The 18627-nt window shown below is 69.4% G+C and carries 17 protein-coding genes and 1 pseudogene; 15 read left to right on the top strand and 3 right to left on the bottom strand.

What is annotated here, in order from left to right:
- Positions 1-58 precede the first annotated feature (58 nt).
- From A4W93_RS09290 to A4W93_RS09280, 3 genes are all read left to right on the top strand, one after another.
- The gene (locus tag A4W93_RS09290; RefSeq protein ID WP_085750347.1) at positions 59-295 is read left to right on the top strand and encodes a DUF904 domain-containing protein; all 237 of its coding nucleotides are present in this window, start codon (positions 59-61) and stop codon (positions 293-295) included.
- Positions 292-612, top strand: a complete 321-nt coding sequence (locus tag A4W93_RS09285; protein ID WP_085750346.1) for a cell division protein ZapA — start codon at positions 292-294, stop codon at positions 610-612. The genes A4W93_RS09290 and A4W93_RS09285 overlap by 4 nt, the downstream gene beginning before the upstream one ends.
- Positions 613-888: 276 nt before the next feature.
- Positions 889-1365: an EVE domain-containing protein gene (locus tag A4W93_RS09280; RefSeq protein WP_085750345.1), complete on the top strand. Its 477-nt coding sequence runs from the start codon at positions 889-891 to the stop codon at positions 1363-1365.
- Here the strand turns inward: A4W93_RS09280 and A4W93_RS09275 are convergent, their stop codons facing one another.
- Positions 1366-2403: a GGDEF domain-containing protein gene (locus A4W93_RS09275; RefSeq protein WP_085750344.1), complete on the bottom strand. Its 1038-nt coding sequence runs from the start codon at positions 2401-2403 to the stop codon at positions 1366-1368.
- A gap of 362 nt (positions 2404-2765) precedes the next feature.
- On the opposite strand from A4W93_RS09275, the gene A4W93_RS09270 reads away from it, so the two are divergent.
- Entirely contained in the window at positions 2766-3980 is a 1215-nt protein-coding gene (locus A4W93_RS09270; protein ID WP_085750343.1) for an MFS transporter, read from the top strand.
- Between the two features lie 18 nt (positions 3981-3998).
- On the opposite strand, the gene A4W93_RS09265 is transcribed toward A4W93_RS09270, so the two are convergent.
- On the bottom strand, positions 3999-5702 hold the full coding sequence (locus A4W93_RS09265; protein ID WP_085750342.1) for a bifunctional protein-serine/threonine kinase/phosphatase: 1704 nt from the start codon (positions 5700-5702) through the stop codon (positions 3999-4001).
- Positions 5703-5877: 175 nt separating this feature from the next.
- Between A4W93_RS09265 and A4W93_RS09260 the strand changes: the two are divergent.
- The 11 genes and pseudogenes from A4W93_RS09260 to A4W93_RS09210 form a co-directional block, all read left to right on the top strand.
- Positions 5878-7095: pseudogene (locus tag A4W93_RS09260) on the top strand (NAD(P)/FAD-dependent oxidoreductase); the annotation flags it as partial.
- 97 nt (positions 7096-7192) lie between these two features.
- Entirely contained in the window at positions 7193-9958 is a 2766-nt protein-coding gene (locus A4W93_RS09255; RefSeq protein WP_085750341.1) for a nitrate reductase, read from the top strand.
- Positions 9959-10045: 87 nt separating this feature from the next.
- Entirely contained in the window at positions 10046-10993 is a 948-nt protein-coding gene (gene ybiB / locus A4W93_RS09250; protein ID WP_085750340.1) for a DNA-binding protein YbiB, read from the top strand.
- 55 nt (positions 10994-11048) lie between these two features.
- Positions 11049-12242, top strand: coding sequence for a BaiN/RdsA family NAD(P)/FAD-dependent oxidoreductase (locus A4W93_RS09245; RefSeq protein ID WP_085750339.1), 1194 nt, complete (start codon positions 11049-11051; stop codon positions 12240-12242).
- An 83-nt stretch (positions 12243-12325) separates the two neighbouring features.
- Complete coding sequence (gene argG / locus A4W93_RS09240; protein WP_085750338.1) at positions 12326-13657, top strand: argininosuccinate synthase; 1332 nt, start codon at positions 12326-12328, stop codon at positions 13655-13657.
- Between the two features lie 173 nt (positions 13658-13830).
- Positions 13831-14043 carry a 30S ribosomal protein S21 gene (gene rpsU / locus A4W93_RS09235; RefSeq protein WP_047503026.1) on the top strand — a complete coding sequence of 71 codons (213 nt, stop codon included), beginning with the start codon at positions 13831-13833 and terminating at the stop codon, positions 14041-14043.
- 82 nt (positions 14044-14125) lie between these two features.
- Positions 14126-14578, top strand: coding sequence for a GatB/YqeY domain-containing protein (locus A4W93_RS09230; RefSeq protein ID WP_085750337.1), 453 nt, complete (start codon positions 14126-14128; stop codon positions 14576-14578).
- Between the two features lie 33 nt (positions 14579-14611).
- Positions 14612-14965, top strand: coding sequence for a protein tyrosine phosphatase family protein (locus A4W93_RS09225; RefSeq protein ID WP_085750336.1), 354 nt, complete (start codon positions 14612-14614; stop codon positions 14963-14965).
- Positions 14966-15150: 185 nt separating this feature from the next.
- Complete coding sequence (locus tag A4W93_RS09220; protein ID WP_085750335.1) at positions 15151-15690, top strand: TRAP transporter small permease subunit; 540 nt, start codon at positions 15151-15153, stop codon at positions 15688-15690.
- Positions 15687-17192 carry a TRAP transporter large permease gene (locus A4W93_RS09215; RefSeq protein WP_085750334.1) on the top strand — a complete coding sequence of 502 codons (1506 nt, stop codon included), beginning with the start codon at positions 15687-15689 and terminating at the stop codon, positions 17190-17192. The genes A4W93_RS09220 and A4W93_RS09215 overlap by 4 nt, the downstream gene beginning before the upstream one ends.
- Positions 17189-17635, top strand: coding sequence for a hypothetical protein (locus A4W93_RS09210; protein ID WP_085750333.1), 447 nt, complete (start codon positions 17189-17191; stop codon positions 17633-17635). Before A4W93_RS09215 ends, A4W93_RS09210 begins: the two co-directional genes overlap by 4 nt.
- Here the strand turns inward: A4W93_RS09210 and A4W93_RS09205 are convergent.
- Entirely contained in the window at positions 17632-18603 is a 972-nt protein-coding gene (locus A4W93_RS09205; RefSeq protein ID WP_085754100.1) for a GlxA family transcriptional regulator, read from the bottom strand. The genes A4W93_RS09210 and A4W93_RS09205 overlap by 4 nt on opposite strands.
- Positions 18604-18627: the final 24 nt, after the last annotated feature.

Genomic DNA, 18627 nt, shown 5'->3' with positions numbered 1-18627 from the left:
CCGCGGCACGAGCCCTACAATGGGTTCAGTCCGTCGTCACCGAGAGCCCACGCTTGCCATGTCGAAGACCCAAGAACTCGCCGATCGGGTGGAGCGCCTGCTGCTGCGACACGAAGAGCTCAAGCGCACGCACGACCTGCTCGCCCAGCAACTCAACGCCGTCACGCTCGAGCGCGACAACCTGCGCTCGCGCCTGAACGCGGCGCGCGGCCGCATCGATTCGCTGCTGCAGCGCCTGCCGACCGACCAACCCGCGGATTCGCCGTCCGCCACGCCGGCCCAGGAAGACGAATGAAACAGATCGAAGTGACGATCATGGGGCAGAGCTACATCCTCGGCTGCCCCGAGGGCGGCGAGACGTCGCTGCTGGAAGCGGTGGCCAGCGTCGACCGCGAAATGAGCGCCATCCGCGACGCGGGCCGCGTGAAGGCGCGCGAGCGCATCGCGGTGCTCGCGGCGCTGAACCTCGCGTACGCGCTGGCCGAGCGGCCGGTCGCGCCCGCCGCGGGCAGCGCGTCCGCCCCGGCAGTTCCCGGCTCCGACGACGCGCACATCGACGCGCTGATCCGCCGCGTCGACCAGGCCCTGGGCGCGGACGGGCAACTCCTGTAGGACCATCCCGCGCAATGACCGTTCGTCATCCGCGGACGGATCTCACCGCGTAGAATGGATTCGTCCGTCGCCTTCGCGTGAGTTTTATATTTCCTTGAACCGATGCTCGCAAGAGCAAGGGCTTGGAACATCGCCTGGCTGGTGCGATCGTCTCGCGTCAGATGAACCCGAGGCCAGGCTGACCTCGCCCACCTGAACTGCCTGGGTTCAGGAATGCGGCTCACGGTCCGCGACGGACACCTTATTCCCACGCACCCGGTCTCCTCCGCGCACGCGATGAGCACACAGTACTGGCTGATGAAGAGCGAGCCCGACGAGTGCTCGATCGACGACCTCGAGGCCGCCCCCGGCCAGACGGTGCCCTGGTTCGGCGTGCGCAACTACCAGGCGCGCAACTTCATGCTCAAGGAGATGCGTGTCGGCGACGGCGTGCTCTTCTACCACTCGTCGTGCCCGGTGCCCGGCGTCGCGGGCCTCGCCGAAGTGGCGAGCGCGCCCTACCCCGATGCCAGCCAGTTCGATCCCGCGAGCCCGTACCACGACCCCAAGTCGCCGCGGGACAAGCCGCGCTGGTCGCTGGTGGACGTCCGCTTCAAGCGCAAGACGCGGCTGCTGCCGCTGAAGGAGATGCGCGAGGCGCCCGAGCTGGCGAGCATGGTGCTGCTCAAGCCCGGCAGCCGCCTGTCGATCACACCGGTGACGCCCGAGGAATGGGCGGCAGTGAAACACCGCCTCGCCCATCCGCCGACCTGATCAGCCCTTCGGTTCGAACCGGATGCTCGCGAGCGTGACGTGGTTGCCACCACGCCGCTGCGCTTCGGCCAGGGCCGCGTCGGACGCGGCGAGCAGTTCGTCCTGCCCATGGGCCGTGTGCGGGAAGCTCGCGACCCCCATCGACACCGTGAAGCCCAGGTCGTGTCCGTTGAGCATCACGATCTGCGTGGCGCACTGGCGGCGCAGGCCTTCCATGCGCGAATGGGCGGTGGCGAGGCCCACGCCGGACAGCAGCACCGCGAAGCGGTCTTCCGACAGGCGGCAGGACGCGTCCATCGCGCGCGTGTTGCTGCGCAGGAGGCGGCCGAGCGCCTCGAGCACGCGCACACGCGCCTCGGCACCGAGCGCCAGCACCTGCTCGCCGAGCGGGTCGAGGGCCACCGACACCATCGCGAACTCGCGGTGTTCGCGCGAGGAGAGGTCCACCTCGCGGCGCAGCTGGTCGTCGAAGTGGCCGCGCTGGTACAGGCCCGTGGCGCGGTCGCGCAGGCCCTGGTCCTGCGCTTCGCGGCGCTGGGCCTCGGCGGCCTGCTGCTGGGTCTCGAGCTGCGAGAGCGCGAGCTGCAGCTGGGCTTCCTGCTGGCGCTGGGCCGTGAGGTCGTTCCAGAAGACGGCGAGGTGGCGCGCGGGGCCGCCGTCGCGGGCCGCGAGCGGGAAGCGCGTGACGCTGAACTCGCGGCGCCATTCGCCGTTGTCGATGCGGTGTTCGCTGACCTGGGGCACCGTCTGCACCATCGCCGACTGGTCGGCGGCGCGCAGCGCGCCCAGGGTTTCCGCCGGCGCCCAGTCGTCGTCGGTGAGACCGGCGAGCGGCCGGCCGGCGAGGGCTTCCATGCGGGTGTTGGCGCTGACGTAGCGCCCGGTGGCGGCTTCCTTGATCGCATACAGCGTGTCGGTGCGCTCGATCAGCGCGGACAACGCCACGCCCCAGGCTTCAGGAGCCAGTCCGAGGGCAAGGGCCAGCCCGTTCGCGTGATCGGCACGCGCAGCCAGGGCCAGCTGATTGGAATCCGTCATTCGTTCTTTCGTGCATGCCCGAAGGCCTGTGGTTGGGGGTCGACACCCCCTGCCCGCCCTTTTGTCGGATGAATGTCACCCTGGCAATTTATGCACTGGCGCGGTGGTATGAAACCCCTAGCTTGGAGGATCATAGCGGCGGGCAGAGGACCCGGCGGCATCCCTCCCCAGACCTTGGGAGTGAAAAAGTCTCACCTGCGCCATCGGCCGTTTGGCGGATGCCCCGTTTCGGACCATCGAGTCCGCTCGCCCCCCAATTCGAGGCCTCGGATGCCCCGAAGGCTGGCATGGGTTTCGCATCAGGTTCGTGCAAACAACATCGGCGCCCGAAGTTGGGGCGAGCACAGCACCTGAGGATCACCGTGACCGGTTTCAAAGCTTTCCTGAAGACGGGGCACAGCCCCACCCTGTTCGCCTCGTTCCTGTATTTCAGCTTCTCCTGCTGCATCTGGGTCCTGAACGGTGCCATGGCGCCCTTCATCAGCGAAACCTACCAGCTGAGCCCCGCGCAGAAGGGCCTCATGCTGTCGATCCCGATCATCGCGGGCGCCCTGATGCGGTTCCCGCTCGGCGTGCTCGCCCAGTACATCGGCCGCAAGAACGCCACCCTCGTCGAGATGGGCCTGATCGCCGTCGCGATGCTGTTCGGCTTCTTCTTCGTGAACTCGTTCAACGACCTGCTCGCGATGGGTGTGCTGCTGGGCATCGCCGGCGCGAGCTTCGGCGTCGCGCTGTCGCTCGGCTCGGGCTCGTTCCCGCCGCGGCACAAGGGCCTGGCGATGGGGCTCGTGGGCGCGGGCAACATCGGCACCGCGGTGTCGGTGCTCGTGGCCCCGCCGCTCGCGCAGGCCTTCGGCTGGCAGGCCGTGTACGGCATCGCCGCCGCCGCCATCGCGATCCCCATGGTGGTGATGATCGTCTTCGCCAAGGAACCGCCCGACGTCGACGCGCACGCCAGCTTCCGCGAACACATCGCCTGCCTGTTCGAGAAGGACGGCTGGGCCTTCAGCGTGATCTACGGCATCACCTTCGGCGGCTTCATCGGCCTCACGACCTTCCTGCCCACCTACTACTTCGACCAGTTCGGCGTCAGCAAGGTGCAGGCGGGCCAGCTCACGATGCTCGCCGCGTTCATGGGCGCCACCGTGCGCGTGTTCGGCGGCTGGATCTCCGACCGCCTGGGTGGCATCAACACGCTCACCGCGGTGCTGGTGACGGTGGTCGTGACGCTCGTGGCCTGCGGGTTCGCGGGTGGCTCGCTCACCATCTCGACGCTGCTGTTCATGCTGTGCTTCGCCGCGCTCGGCGCGGGCAACGGCGCCCTCTTCCAGCTCGTGCCGCTGCGCTGGCCGCTGGCCACCGCGGTGGCCGGCTCGATGATCGGCGAGATCGGCGCGCTGGGCGGCGGCCTCGTGCCGAACGCGATGGGCCTGTCGAAGCAACTCACCGGCACCTACCTGTGGGGCTTCGTGCTGTTCGCGGGCCTCGCGCTGCTCGTGCTGCTGATGATGCGCCGCATGCAGTTGCGCTGGACGCGCACGTGGGCCGAAAAAGGCGGCCGGGCCCGCACCACCTGATCCGCCCCGGCCTGATGCTCACTTCGGCAGGAACACCAGCCAGAAGACGAGCATCAGGTTGAACAGCAGCATCACGCCGAACGCGACCTGCCACAGCACCACGGGGTCGCGCACCGCGATGGGCGTGGCCGACGGGGCCTGCAGCGGCCGCGACGCCCCGCGTTCGAGCGCGAGCGCGAACTCCTCGGCGGTCTCGAAACGCAGCCGCTTGTCCACGGCCACGGCCTTGAGCACCACGTGGTCGAGCCAGATGGGCACGTCCGGGCGCACGCGCGACGGCGGCTTCGGGTCGCGCCGGTAGCGCAGCTTCTGGTACGGCTCGATGTCGCCGTACGGCAGGTGGCCGGTCAGCAGCTGGTACAGCGACACGCCCAGCGCGAACAGGTCGCTCTGCGCGTCGACGGGCTCGTCGTCCCACAGCTCGGGGTTCATGTAGCTGGGCGTGCCCGCGTGCAGGCTGCGCTGTTCCTCGGGCTCGTTGCCGGAGATGGCCACGCCGAGGTCCAGCAGCCGCAGCTCGCCGTCGTCGCCCAGGTGCAGGTTCGACGGCTTGATGTCGCGGTGGATGACCCCGAGGCGGTGCAGGCGGCCGATGGAGCGCGCCGCGCTGCGCGTCCAGCCCACCACGTCGGCCACCGGCAGGCCCTCGTCCTTGCGGCGTTCGGCGAGCTGGTCGAGGGTGTGCCCCGCGTGCCAGTCGAACAGCAGGTAGAAGGCCGTGGCGTCCACCACCTCGTGCAGGCGCACGAACCCCTCGCCGGTGCGTTCGGCCACGCGCGCGCCAAGCCACGCCTCGTGGGCCAGCATCGCGCGCTCCTGCGGGTCGTTCGCGCGCGACGGGTGCAGCGTCTTCAGGGCCTTGAGCCCGCCCGTCGCCTTGCAGCGCACCTGGTACAGCAGGTGCACGTCGGTGTCGGCGACGAGGGTGGTGACGGTCATGCCGTCGAGGTGGTCGCCGACCTTCAGGCGCGGCGGCACCGGCAGCTGGCGGCTGCGCACGAGCGCGTCCTCGAGCCGCGACCGCGCGAGGCCGCGCACGCGCAGCACCAGGGCGGTCACGTTGTCGCCCGCGCCGGCGGTGAGCGCCGCGGCGACGATGGCCTCGCTCGCGGCCTGCGCCGAGTCCGCCTGCTGGGCCAGCGCACGCAGGCGTGCGGTCGCCAGCTTGCCCCACGCGCCGTCGGACAGCAGCAGGAAGGTGTCGCCCAGCTGCAGCTCGCCCTGGAGGTAGTCGACCCGCACCGCGTCGTCCTGCCCCATCGCGCGGGTGAGCTGGCTGCGCAGGTCGGGGTGGTCGATGCAGTGGTCCTGGGTGAGCTGGCGGCACTCGTCGGCACGCACCAGGTAGGCGCGCGTGTCGCCCACGTGGGCCACGGTCCACGTGTGGCCGCGCAGGGCCAGCGCCGTCAGGGTGCTCATCGCGGCACCCACGTGCCGGCGGTTGTGCGCGGCGAGCCATGCGTTCTGCGCGCCGATGATGCGGTCGAGCACCACGGTGGTGTCCCACGTGGGCGGCGCACCGAAAAAGTCCTGCACCAGCGACATCACGCTCGTCTGCGCCGCCATGCGCCCCTGCCCGCCCGCGGAAACACCGTCCGCGATGGCCGCGATGCACCCGAACGACTCTTCGTGGGGCGCGGGTGGCACGGCCGCGCAGAAGTCCTCGTTCTGGTCCCGTGGCCCGGGATCGCTGTGGTAACCGATGTCGATGTCGAAGCTCATGGAGGACCGAGGGGCACCGATAGCGTGCGCAGTGGAAGTTGGTGGACAGGCAAGCAAGATGTCTGCCCATGAACAGTGCGCCGGGCACCACATTGCATCCGGGCCGCGCCCCGAGAACTGGCATTGCGTTTGCTTTGCATCGTCTCAACTGAGGAATGCCCCAAGGACATCCGGAATGAAGAAGATGAAGCTGGTGATGGTTGGCAACGGCATGGCCGGCGTGCGCACGCTGGAAGAGCTGTTGAAGATCGCGCCCGACCTCTATGACATCACCGTCTTCGGTGCCGAGCCGCATCCGAACTACAACCGCATTCTGCTGTCACCGGTGCTGGCCGGCGAACAGACGCTCGACGAGATCGTGCTCAACCCGCTCAGCTGGTACGCCGAGCACAACATCACGCTGCACCTCGGCAAGAAGGTCGTCGACGTGGACCGCCGCCGCCGCATCGTGCGCGCGGAGGACGGCACCGAGGAAACATACGACCGCCTGCTCATCACCACCGGCTCGAACCCCTTCATCCTGCCCGTGCCGGGCAAGGACCTCGACGGCGTCATCGCCTACCGCGACATCGCCGACACCAACACGATGATCGAGGCGGCCACGAAGTACCAGCACGCCGTCGTGATCGGCGGCGGCCTGCTCGGCCTGGAGGCCGCCAACGGCCTGCTGCTGCGCGGCATGCAGGTCACGGTGGTGCACGTGGGTCCGTGGCTGCTCGAGCGCCAGCTCGACGACACCGCCGGCGGCCTGCTGCGCAAGACGCTCGAGGCCAAGGGCCTGAAGTTCATGATGTCCGCGCACACCCAGGCGCTGCTCGGCGACGAGAACGGCCGCGTGAAGGCCGTGCAGTTCAAGGACGGCACCGAGATCCCGGCCGAACTCGTCGTGATGGCGGCCGGCGTGCGCCCCAACACCGCCCTCGCCGAGAAGATCGGCCTGCACTGCAACCGCGGCATCGTCGTCACCGACACGATGCAGACCATCACCGACCCGCGCATCTATTCGGTGGGCGAATGCGCGGCCCACCGCGGGATCGCCTACGGCCTGGTCGCCCCGCTGTTCGAGCAGGGCAAGGTGTGCGCCACGCACCTCGCCGAGTCCGGCATCGGCCGCTACCTCGGTTCGCAGACGTCCACCAAGCTCAAGGTCACCGGCATCGACCTGTTCTCGGCCGGCGACTTCATGGGCGGCGAAGGCTGCGAGGAGATCGTGATGACCGATCCCTACGACGGCGTCTACAAGAAGCTCATCATCAAGGACGACCAGCTGGTCGGCGCCTGCATCTACGGCGACACCGTCGACGGCAGCTGGTACTTCAAGCTGCTGAAGGAGGCCCAGAAGATCGACGGCATCCGCGACCGGCTGATCTTCGGCGAGGCCCGCGCCGACGACGCCGACCCGTCGGAGCCCGCCGACAAGGCCGACGCACACTGACCGCCCCACGGCGGTCCATGGGCCGCCCCGTTCACGAGACACTTTTTCCGACCCCATGGCTGAAACCCGCTCCACCTGCCCTTACTGCGGCGTCGGTTGTGGCGTGATCATCGAATCGCAGGGCGCCCGCATCACGGGCGTGCGCGGTGATCCGGACCACCCCGCCAACTTCGGCCGCCTGTGCACGAAGGGCAGCACGCTGCACCACACCGCCACGGCGGCCATCTCGCTGCAGTCGCGCCTGCTGCATCCGTCGCACCGGCCGAGCCGCGGCGCCGCGCCGCGGCCCGTGTCCTGGGACACCGCGCTCGAACTCGCCGCGGGACACTTCGCCCGCGTGGTGCGCGACCACGGCCCCGACGCCGTGGGCTTCTACATCTCGGGCCAGCTGCTGACCGAGGACTACTACGTCTTCAACAAGCTCGCGAAGGGCCTGATCGGCACGAACAACGTCGACACCAACTCGCGCCTGTGCATGAGCAGCGCCGTGGCCGGCTACAAGGCCACGCTGGGCGCCGACGCACCGCCCGCCTGTTACGACGACCTGAAGGACACCACCACGCTGTTCATCACCGGGTCGAACACCGCGTGGGCGCACCCGATCCTGTACCGCCGCATCGAGGACGCACGCGCCGCGAACCCGGCGATGAAGATCATCGTCGCCGACCCGCGCCGCACCGACACGGCCGGCGCCGCCGACCTGCACCTGCCCATCCTGCCCGGCACCGACGTGGCGCTGTACCACGGCATGCTGCACGTGATGCTGGCCGAAGGCCTCGTCGACGAGGCCTACGTCGCCGCCCACACGAACGGCTTCGACGCGCTGCGCGAACGCGTGCGCGCGTACCCGCCCGCCGAGGCCGCGCGCCTGTGCGGCATCGCCGAGGCCGACCTGATCCAGGCGGCCCGCTGGTTCGGCGCCCCCGGCAGCCGCACGCTCTCGCTGTACTGCCAGGGCCTGAACCAGAGCAGCCGCGGCACCGCGAAGAACGCCGCGCTGATCAACCTGCACCTGGCCACCGGCCAGATCGGCAAGCCGGGCGCCGGCCCGTTCTCGCTCACGGGCCAGCCCAACGCGATGGGCGGCCGCGAGGTGGGTGGCATGGCCAACCTGCTGAGCGCCCACCGCGACCTCGCCAACCCCGAGCACCGCGCCGAGGTGGCCCGGCTGTGGGGAGTCGACAGCGTGCCCGCCACGCCGGGCAAGACCGCGGTCGACCTGTTCCAGGCCGTGGCCGACGGCGAGGTCAAGGTGCTGTGGATCAGCTGCACGAACCCCGCGCAGTCGATGCCCGACCAGAACCTCGTGCGCCGCGCGCTCCAGCGCGCGGAGTTCGTGATCGTGCAGGAGGCCTTCGGCACCACCATCACCTGCGACTACGCCGACCTGCTGCTGCCCGCCACCACCTGGGGCGAGAAGGACGGCACGGTGACCAACAGCGAACGCCGCATCTCGCGCGTGCGTCCGGCCGTCTCGTCGCCCGGCGCGGCGCGCCACGACTGGGCCACGGTGTGCGACTTCGCGCGCCGGCTCGAGTCGCGCCTGCGCCCGGGCCAGCCCACGCTGTTCCCGTACGACACGCCCGAGCAGGTCTGGAACGAACACCGCGAAAGCACCCGCGGCCGCGACCTCGACATCACGGGACTCACGTACGCCCGCATCGACGCCACTCCCGAGCAGTGGCCCTTCCCGGAAGGCGCCACCACCGGCCGTGCGCGCCTGTACGAGGACGGCGTCTTCCCCACGGCCGACGGCCGGGCGAAGTTCCACGACGCCCCGTACGAGCCGGTGGCCGAGCCGCGCGACAACCGCTTCCCGTTCTCGCTGAACACGGGCCGCCTGCGCGACCAGTGGCACGGCATGAGCCGCACCGGCACCATCGGCCGCCTGTTCGGCCACGTGCCCGAACCGTCCATCGAGATGAACCCCGCCGACCTGTCCCGGCTGCAGCTGGCCGCCGGCGACCTGGTGCACGTCACCTCGCGGCGCGGCACGCTGATCGTGCCGGTGGCGGCCAGCGAGTCGGTCGCGCTGTCGCAGGCCTTCATCGCGATGCACTGGGGCGAGGAGTTCCTCTCCGGCAGCACGTCCAACGGCGTGAAGGTCCAGGGCGTCAATGCCGTGACCACGCCGGCCTACTGCCCCACGTCGAAGCAGCCCGAGCTGAAGCACGCGGCCGTGAAGGTGCTGAAGGCCGAACTGCCGTGGCGCGTGCTGGGCATGGCCTGGCTGCCCGAGGAGCAGGCCACCGCGGCGCGGGAGAAGTTGAAGCCGCTGATGGGCGCCTTCGCGTTCTCCAGTTGCGTGCCGTTCGGCCGCGAACGCAGCGGCGTGCTGTTCCGCGCCGCCGCGTACGAGGCGCCGCCCGACGAGCTGATGCAGCAGATCGAATCCATCCTCGGGCTGGGCGGGCGCGACGTGCTGCACTACGTCGACAAGCGCCGCGGCCAGCGCCGCACCATGCGCCTCGCCGAGGTCAACGACCAGACGCAGCTGGAAGGGTTCGTGCTCGGCGGCGACATCAGCGCCGAGGTGTGGGTCAAGCCGCTGCTGCAGGACCAGCTGCCGGCCCAGGCCTACGGCCGCCTGCTGCTGCTGCCCGGCGCGAAGGCACCGGTGGCCGTGAAGGCCCGGGGCCGCCAGGTCTGCACCTGCTTCAACGTCACGGAGCCCGACATCCTGGCCGGCCTGCAGTCGTGCCCCGGCCCGGCCGACCAGCAGTTCGCGCACCTGCAGGCCACGCTGAAGTGCGGCACCAACTGCGGGTCGTGCATCCCCGAGGTGAAGCGCATCGTCATGATGCAACTGAAGGTCGCTTGACGTCTCGTCCCTGCCTAGAATGATCGGCTCCACAGCCGCGGCCCTCTGGCCCGGCTCTTGCTGATCCACGCCCGCAGGGACAGAACAATGAGCATCAGCGCATACATCAAGGAGATCGGCCGCGGCAAGGATGGCGCGCGGCCGCTCCAGGAAGACCAAGCCCACGACCTCATGAGCCAGGTGCTCGATGGCCGGGTGACCGACCTCGAGATCGGCGCGTTCGCGGTGGCGATGCGCATCAAGGGTGAATCCACCGCCGAGCTGTCGGGGTTCCTGAGGGCCGCCACCGAACGCTGCATCGCGCTGCACGCACCCGGCCCCGCCGTGGTGCTGCCGTCGTACAACGGCGCACGCAAGCTGCCCAACCTCACGCCGCTGCTGGCCCTGCTGCTCGCGCAGGAAGGGGTGCCGGTGCTGGTGCACGGCATGCCCGAAGACCCCACGCGCGTCACCACCGCCTCCATCTTCCACGACCTCGGGCTGCCGGAGTCGATGACCGCCGACGACGCGGCCCAGGCCTGGGCGCGCCGCGAGCCGGTCTACATGCGCACGGACCGCCTGTGCCCGCCGCTCGCGCGCCTGCTCGACGCACGCTGGACCATCGGCCTGCGCAACTCGGGCCACACCATCGCGAAGCTGCTCGACCCGTTCCCGGCCGCCTCCGCGGTGCGCATCGTCAACTTCACGCACCCCGAGTACCTGCAGATGCACACGGCCTTCCTGCAGCACATCGGCGCCAACGCGGTGCTGATGCGCGGCACCGAAGGTGAACCCGTGGCGGACCCGCGCCGCCTGCCGAAGCTCGACGTGTTCATCGGCGGCGAGCCGCGCGCCGATCTGTCGCTGGGCCTGCAGGACGGCGTGCTGCGCGAGCTGCCGGTGCTGCCGCGCACGTGCGACGCCCCCACCACCGCGCTCTACATCCAGTCGGTGCTGAGCGGCGAGAAGCCGGCGCCCGCGCCCATCGTGCAGCAGGTGGCGTGTCTGCAGCAGGCACTCGCCGCGATGCGCCGGCACGCGGGCCTCGCCGCCTGACGCCCCACCTGCCCCGATAATCGCCCCCTTTGTTCAACCAAGGGACGCGAGATCCATGTCGCCCTACGACGCCGTCGTCATCGGCGCCGGCGCCGCCGGCCTCTTCTGCGCCGGCATCGCCGGCCAGCTCGGTGCGCGCGTGCTGCTCATCGACCATTCGCCGAAGGTGGGCGAGAAGATCCGCATCTCGGGTGGCGGCCGCTGCAACTTCACGAACCGCGACGCGGGGCCGGCCAACTTCCTGTCCGACAACCCGCATTTCTGCCGCTCGGCGCTCGCGCGCTACACGCCGCAGGACTTCATCGCACTCGTGCAGCGCCACCGCATCGCATGGCACGAGAAGCACAAGGGACAGCTCTTCTGCGACGAGTCCGCCGAGGACATCATCGCGATGCTGTTGCGCGAGTGCGAACAGGGCAACGTGACCCGCTGGCAGCCGTGTGCCGTCGCGGGCGTGCGCCAGAGCGGCGACGGCTTCGAGGTCGACACCGACCGCGGCCCGGTGCGTTCGAGGCGGGTCGTCGTCGCCACCGGCGGCCTGCCCGTCCCGAAGATCGGCGCCACCGACTTCGGCCTGCGCCTCGCCCGCGAGTTCGGCCTGCGCACCACCGACACCCGCCCCGCCCTCGTGCCGCTCACGTTCGACGCGGCCGACTGGGCACCCTTCGTGCCGCTGGCCGGCCTCTCGCTGCCCGTGAACATCACCAGCGGCGACGGCGAGTTCCTGGAGGACCTGCTCTTCACGCACCGCGGCCTGAGCGGCCCGGCCGTGCTGCAGATCTCGAGCTTCTGGCGCGGCGGCACGCCCATCACGATCGACCTCGCACCGGGTGTCGACCTCGCGGACGTGCTGAAGGCCGCCAAGGGCACGTCGCGCCGCAAGGTCGCCAACGAACTGCCCCAGCACCTGCCCGCGCGCCTCGCCGAGGCCTGGCTCGCCGGCCGGCCGCTCGCCGAACGCCCCATCGCCGACACCCGTGACAAGGACCTGCAGGACCTCGCCGCGAGCCTGCAGGCCTGGTCGCTCGTGCCGAACGGCACCGAGGGCTACCGCAAGGCCGAGGTGATGGCCGGGGGTGTCGACACGAAAGGCCTGTCGTCGCAGACGATGGAAAGCCGCGCCGTGCCGGGGCTGTACTTCATCGGCGAGGTGGTGGACGTGACCGGCTGGCTCGGCGGGTACAACTTCCAGTGGGCCTGGGCCAGTGCCGCGGCCTGCGGCCGGGCGATCGGCGGGAATTCGGCTTAACACCCCAAAATTGCCCGACAATGTCGGGTTGGCGCACCAGCGCCGTCGTTTCACGGTTTCGGGCCCCAGCGGCAATTCACACCATGGCAACCATTCTTCAGCAACTGCCCACCGGCCAGAAGGTCGGCATCGCGTTCTCCGGCGGTCTCGACACCAGCGCGGCGCTCCACTGGATGCGCAACAAGGGCGCCGTCCCCTACGCCTACACGGCCAACCTCGGCCAGCCCGACGAACCCGACTACGACGAGATTCCCCGCAAAGCGCTGCAGTACGGCGCCGAGAAGGCCCGCCTGATCGACTGCCGCGCCCAGCTGGTCGCCGAAGGCATCGCCGCGCTGCAGGCCGGCGCCTTCCACATCTCCACCGCCGGCGTCACGTACTTCAACACCACGCCCATCGGCCGCGCCGTCACCGGCACCATGCTCGTCGCCGCCATGAAGGAAGACGACGTCAACATCTGGGGCGACGGCAGCACCTTCAAGGGCAACGACATCGAGCGGTTCTACCGCTACGGCCTGCTCGCCAACCCGGGCCTGAAGATCTACAAGCCGTGGCTCGACCAGCTGTTCATCGACGAACTGGGCGGCCGCGCCGAGATGTCGGCGTTCATGACCAAGGCCGGCTTCGGCTACAAGATGTCGGCCGAGAAGGCCTACTCCACCGACTCGAACCTGCTGGGCGCCACCCACGAGGCGAAGGACCTGGAGCACCTGAACAGCGGCATCCAGATCGTGCAGCCCATCATGGGCGTGGCCTTCTGGCGCGACGACGTCGAGGTCAAGCGCGAGACGGTCACCGTGCGCTTCGAGGAAGGCCAGCCGGTCGCCCTGAACGGCCAGACCTTCGCGAACCCGGTCGAACTGCTGCTGGAAGCCAACCGCATCGGCGGCCGCCACGGCCTCGGCATGAGCGACCAGATCGAGAACCGCATCATCGAGGCCAAGAGCCGCGGCATCTACGAGGCCCCGGGCCTCGCGCTGCTGTTCATCGCCTACGAGCGCCTCGTGACCGGCATCCACAACGAGGACACCATCGAACAGTACCGCGACAACGGCCGCCGCCTCGGCCGCCTGCTGTACCAGGGCCGCTGGTTCGACCCGCAGGCCATCATGCTGCGCGAGACCGCCCAGCGCTGGGTGGCCCGTGCCATCACCGGCGAGGTGACCATCGAACTGCGCCGCGGCAACGACTACTCGATCCTGAACACCGTCTCGTCGAACCTCACGTACAAGCCCGAGCGCCTGACGATGGAAAAGGGCGAGTCCACGTTCTCGCCGGCCGACCGCATCGGCCAGCTGACCATGCGCAACCTCGACATCACCGACACCCGCGAAAAGCTGGAAATCTTCGCCAAGGTGGGCCTGCTGTCCCCGGGCACGGGCACCGACATGCCCCGCCTCGGCGGCGAGAAGTAACCCGAAGGGGAGCGGTCACTGACCTCCCCCCTTGCGCCGGCCAAAGACGGTGTCTATAATCGCCGTCTTTGCTGGCAAACCCGCGTGTCGATTCGTCCAGGCCCTGAGGCTGGATTCCGGAACCTCCACCTCGAGAAACCGGGCGAACACCGAGCGCACAAACATCTGGATCTATGACTTCGATTCGCGTTAAAGAGAACGAGCCCTTCGACGTGGCCCTGCGCCGCTTCAAGCGCACGATTGAAAAGCTGGGCCTGCTGACTGACCTCCGCGCCCGCGAGTTCTACGAAAAGCCCACCGCCGAGCGCAAGCGCAAGAAAGCGGCCGCGGTGAAGCGCCACTTCAAGCGCATCCGCAGCATGCAGCTGCCGAAGCGCCTGTACTGAGCCCTCCGCTCAGGCAGCACCAAGCCCGCTCCGTGCGGGCTTTGTTGTTTCTGACCCCCGTGATTCCCTGATGGAGCCCGCCATGAGCACGCTGAAAGACAAGATCAACGACGACATGAAGACCGCCATGCGCGCCAAGGATTCGGCGCGCCTGCTGACCATCCGCGGCCTGCTCGCGGCGCTGAAGCAGAAGGAAGTCGACGAACGTGTCGAACTCGACGACGTGGCCGTGATCGCCATCGTCGACAAGCTCGTCAAGCAGCGCAAGGACTCCATCGCCCAGTTCACCACCGGCGGCCGCCAGGACCTGGTCGACAAGGAAACCGCCGAACTCGCCGTGCTCGAGGCCTACCTGCCCCAGCGCATGAGCGCCGAGGAAGTGGCCGCGGCCGTGGGCAAGATCGTCGCCGACCTGGGCGCTTCGGGCCCCGGCGACATGGGCAAGGTGATGGGCGCCGTGAAGGCGCAGCTCGCCGGCAAGGCCGACATGGGCCAGGTGTCCGCCGCCGTGAAGGCCGCGCTCGCCCCCCGCTGATCCCACGACACCCCGCGCATCAGGAGACCGCCCATGACCACCCCCAACGTCCAGCGCCTGAGCGAGACCGTGTGCGCCGCAGGCCAGCTCGACCCGGCCGCCATGGCCTGGGCCGCTGCCAACGGCTTCAAGAGTGTCATCAACAACCGGCCCGACTTCGAGCACGGCCCCGACCAGCCCACCAGCGCGTCCATCGCCGAGGCCGCGCAGGCCGCCGGCCTGCAGTACGCCTTCCTGCCGGTGGCGGGCGGCTACCAGTCGCCGGAGGAGATCGCGAAGTTCGCCGAGCTCCTCGACACACTGCCCCGCCCCATCCTCGCGTTCTGCCGCAGCGGCGCGCGTGTCGGCAAGCTGTTCCAGGCGGCGTCGGCGCTGAAGGCGCAATAGGGTTGCCATCCCGGCGGAGGCCGGGACCTTCGGCAGGGCCCCAGGGTCCCGGCCTTCGCCGGATGACGGTTGTTCGTGCAGCACTCCGCGAGGGAGCGCCCGCACTCCGCATAACTACGGTCGCGCGCCGCACGGGCGCCACCTACACTCGCGCCCACCTTTTCTTCCCACCGCAGGTATTTCGCATGAAAGCCTTGCTCGCCCTCACCCGCGGCATCGACTGGCTGACCCACAAGTTCGGCTGGATCGCCGCCGTCGCGGTCATCGCGTCCTGTTTCATCAGTTCAGGCAACGCCGTCATCCGCTTCATCTTCAGCAACAGCTCCAACGCCTGGCTCGAGATCCAGTGGTACCTGTTCGCGGCGTGCGTGATGCTCGGCGCCGCGCACGTGCTGAAGGTCAACGAACACGTGCGGGTCGACGTCTTCTACGGGCGCTTCGGCGGCCGCGGCAAGGTGCTCATCGACCTCTTCGGGCTCGTCTTCTTCCTGATGCCCACGATGGGCGTGATGCTCTGGCTCTCGTGGCCCTACTTCCTCGGCATGTTCCATTCGGGTGAGATGTCGGGCAACGCCGGCGGCCTGATCCGCTGGCCGGCCGTGCTCATGCTGCCCGTCGGCTTCGGGCTCGTGATCCTGCAAGGCATCTCCGAGATCATCAAGCGCATCGGCTGGCTGATGAACGTCTACGACATGGACATCCACTACGAGCGCCCCCTCCAATGAGCATGGAAAACTTCGCCCCGATGATGTTCGGGGGGCTCATCCTGATCATGCTGATCGGGTTCCCCGTGGCGTTCTCGCTGTCGGCCCTGGGCCTGCTGTGCGCCTTCATCGCGATCAACATGGGCTGGTTCCAGCCCGAGTTCATGTCGGCGCTGCCGCTGAACGTGTTCGGCATCCTGTCGAACGACCTGCTGCTCGCCATCCCCTTCTTCACGCTGATGGGCGCCGTGCTCGAGAAGTGCGGCCTCGCGGAAGACATGCTCGACTCCATGGGCCAGCTGTTCGGCCCGGTGCGCGGCGGCCTCGGCTACTCGGTCATCATCGTGGGCTTCATCCTCGGCGCCATCACCGGCACCGTGGCCGGCCAGGTGATCGCGATGGCGATGATCTCGCTGCCGGTCATGATGCGCTACGGCTACAACATGCGCTACGCCACCGGCGTGCTGGCCGCGTCGGGCACCATCACGCAGATCGTGCCGCCGTCGCTCGTGCTGGTGGTGCTGGCCGACCAGCTCGGCAAGAGCGTGGGCGACATGTACAAGGGCGCCTGGGGCCCGTCGATCCTGCAGGTGCTGATCTTCGCGCTCTACACGTTCCTGCTGAGCCGCATCAAGCCCGAGCACGTGCCGGGCGTGCCGAAGGAAGCGCGCACGCTGAACGGCTGGGCCCTGTGGCGCAAGTGCCTGCGCGGCATCATCCCGTCGGCCATCCTGATCTTCGCCGTGCTGGGCAGCATGGGCGGCCTGCCGGGCATCGACACCGCCGTGGCCACGCCCACCGAAGCCGGCGCCATGGGTGCCGTGGGCGCGCTGATCCTCGCCGCGCTGCACCGCCGCCTCGACTGGCCGCTGATGAAGGAAGCCATGGCCGGCACGATGCGCATCACCGCGATGGTGGTGTTCATCCTGATCGGCTCGCGCGTGTTCTCGCTCGTGTTCCAAGGTGTGGACGGAGGCATCTGGATCGAGCACATGCTGACGAACCTGCCGGGCGGCCAGACCGGCTTCCTCATCGTCGTCAACATCTTCATCTTCTTCCTGGCGTTCTTCCTCGACTTCTTCGAGATCGCCTTCATCATCCTGCCGATGCTGGGCCCCGTCGCCGACAAGATGGGCATCAACCTGATCTGGTTCGGCGTGCTGCTGTGCGTCAACATGCAGACGAGCTTCATGCACCCGCCGTTCGGCTTCGCGCTGTTCTACCTGCGCGGCATCTCGGACACGCTCTTCAAGAACGGCTCGCTGCCGAAGCGGGTGCTCTCGTCCGACATCTACATGGGCGCGATCCCGTGGGTGATGCTGCAGCTGGTGCTCGTCGTCATCGTGATCTTCGTGCCGCAGACCGTCACGATGTTCCTCGACGAGGAGGTGAAGGTCGACCTCGACAAGGTCCAGATCGAGGCCCCGGCCGAGTCCGACATGGCCCCCGCCAACGACAACGTGGACGACATCTTCAAGGACGCAGCCCCCGCGGCCGAGGAACCCGCGGCCTCCGCCCCGTGACCGGCGACGCGGCACCCCGGGCCGAGGGCCCGGCCTTCCCGGTGGTGGTGCGGTGCCTCGTCACCGCGCTCACCGCCTGGGTGTTCCTCGCGGGCTGGCGCGTGATCGACCAGCCCGTGATCCGGCAGGCTTCGTTCGCGGCGCAGGCGCTGATCATCGCGGGCCTGGCCGTGCTGCTGATCGTCACGTTCTGGGTCTGGCGCAGCCGCACCACCGTGACCGCCGTCGACATCCGCCAGACGTGGATCTGGTCCAAGCGCGTCGCGTGGGCCGACGTGTCGCACGCGAAGATGATCTATGTGCCGTACCTCGCGTGGCTCGTGGCGCCGCGCCTGATCGTGCGCTCGGGCGCCGGGATGGTCACCGTCTTCCACGCGGCCGACCACGAACTGCTCACCACGTTCACCCACTACGCGCTGGCACCGGAGCAGCGCGCGCGTTAGGACGCCCCGGAAGGGCCGCCGGCGAAACGGGCCCGATACGCGCTCGGGGTCACGCCCACGCGGCGCACGAAGGCCTTGCGGAAGGCCTCGACGTTCGCATAGCCCACCTCGCCGGCCAGGCGCTTGAGCGGCATCGGCGAGGTCTCGGCCAGCCGCCGCGCCGCATCGATGCGGGCAGTCTCCACGAACCACGCCGGGGTCACGCCGGTCTCCTCGCGGAACACCCGCGCGAAGTTGCGCTCGCTCATGCGCGCGACGGCCGCCAGCGCCGGCACGCCCAGGTCGCCACGCAGCGTGGCGAAGACGTGGTCCTGCACCTCGCGGATCGCCGACCGCTCCGCGGCCGGCGCCACGACGTGCGCGCTGAACTGCGACTGGCCGCCCGGCCGCTTGACGAACATCACCAGCTCGCGGGCGACGGCCAGCGCGACCTCCTGGCCGTGGTCCTCCTCCACCATCGCGAGGGCCAGGTCCATGCCGGCCGTGACACCCGCCGAGGTGTAGAGCGCACCGTCGCGGATGTGGATGTGGTCCGGCTCCACCGTCGCCGACGGCACCTGGGAGGCGAGCCGGTCGGCCCAGCGCCAGTGCGTGGTGACGCGCCGGCCTTCGAGCAGCCCGGCGGCCGCGAGCGAGAACGTGCCGGTGCAGACGGACCCGAGCCGCCGCACCGAACGCGCCTGGCGGCGCAGCCAGTCCTGCACCGTGTCGTCGCCCTTCAGCCCGTCGACGTCGGGGCCGCCGGCCACCAGCAGCGTGTCGATGCGGCCCCGGTGCGTGGCCAGGGTGTGGTCGGCGACCAGCTTCACGCCCCCGAGGCACTTCACCACGGGCTCGTCCACCGACACGATCGACACGCGGTAGGCCCGGGGATTGCCCAGCAGGTACCCCGCCGTGATGAACACGTCGGCCGGGCCGGCCACGTCGAGGACCTGGGCGCGAGGGAAGGCGAGGATGGCGACCTGCATGGCGGGGATGTCTCCGAGTTCGGC

This window comes from Piscinibacter gummiphilus, assembly GCF_002116905.1.
GTDB lineage: Bacteria > Pseudomonadota > Gammaproteobacteria > Burkholderiales > Burkholderiaceae_C > Rhizobacter > Rhizobacter gummiphilus.
Note: the sequence above shows the minus strand (reverse complement) of the source record. Positions and strands in the feature narration are given on the sequence as shown.

Excerpts from the sequence above, each read along its gene's own strand:
- A4W93_RS09280 (WP_085750345.1), top strand. The coding sequence starts at position 889 with ATGAGCACACAGTACTGGCTGATGAAGAGCGAGCCCGACGAGTGCTCG.
- A4W93_RS09225 (WP_085750336.1), top strand. The coding sequence starts at position 14,612 with ATGACCACCCCCAACGTCCAGCGCCTGAGCGAGACCGTGTGCGCCGCA.
- A4W93_RS09275 (WP_085750344.1), bottom strand. The coding sequence starts at position 2,403 with ATGACGGATTCCAATCAGCTGGCCCTGGCTGCGCGTGCCGATCACGCG.
- rpsU (WP_047503026.1), top strand. The coding sequence starts at position 13,831 with ATGACTTCGATTCGCGTTAAAGAGAACGAGCCCTTCGACGTGGCCCTG.
- A4W93_RS09215 (WP_085750334.1), top strand. The coding sequence starts at position 15,687 with ATGAGCATGGAAAACTTCGCCCCGATGATGTTCGGGGGGCTCATCCTG.
- A4W93_RS09220 (WP_085750335.1), top strand. The coding sequence starts at position 15,151 with ATGAAAGCCTTGCTCGCCCTCACCCGCGGCATCGACTGGCTGACCCAC.
- A4W93_RS09230 (WP_085750337.1), top strand. The coding sequence starts at position 14,126 with ATGAGCACGCTGAAAGACAAGATCAACGACGACATGAAGACCGCCATG.
- A4W93_RS09255 (WP_085750341.1), top strand. The coding sequence starts at position 7,193 with ATGGCTGAAACCCGCTCCACCTGCCCTTACTGCGGCGTCGGTTGTGGC.
- argG (WP_085750338.1), top strand. The coding sequence starts at position 12,326 with ATGGCAACCATTCTTCAGCAACTGCCCACCGGCCAGAAGGTCGGCATC.
- ybiB (WP_085750340.1), top strand. The coding sequence starts at position 10,046 with ATGAGCATCAGCGCATACATCAAGGAGATCGGCCGCGGCAAGGATGGC.
- A4W93_RS09290 (WP_085750347.1), top strand. The coding sequence starts at position 59 with ATGTCGAAGACCCAAGAACTCGCCGATCGGGTGGAGCGCCTGCTGCTG.
- A4W93_RS09205 (WP_085754100.1), bottom strand. The coding sequence starts at position 18,603 with ATGCAGGTCGCCATCCTCGCCTTCCCTCGCGCCCAGGTCCTCGACGTG.
- A4W93_RS09265 (WP_085750342.1), bottom strand. The coding sequence starts at position 5,702 with ATGAGCTTCGACATCGACATCGGTTACCACAGCGATCCCGGGCCACGG.
- A4W93_RS09245 (WP_085750339.1), top strand. The coding sequence starts at position 11,049 with ATGTCGCCCTACGACGCCGTCGTCATCGGCGCCGGCGCCGCCGGCCTC.
- A4W93_RS09285 (WP_085750346.1), top strand. The coding sequence starts at position 292 with ATGAAACAGATCGAAGTGACGATCATGGGGCAGAGCTACATCCTCGGC.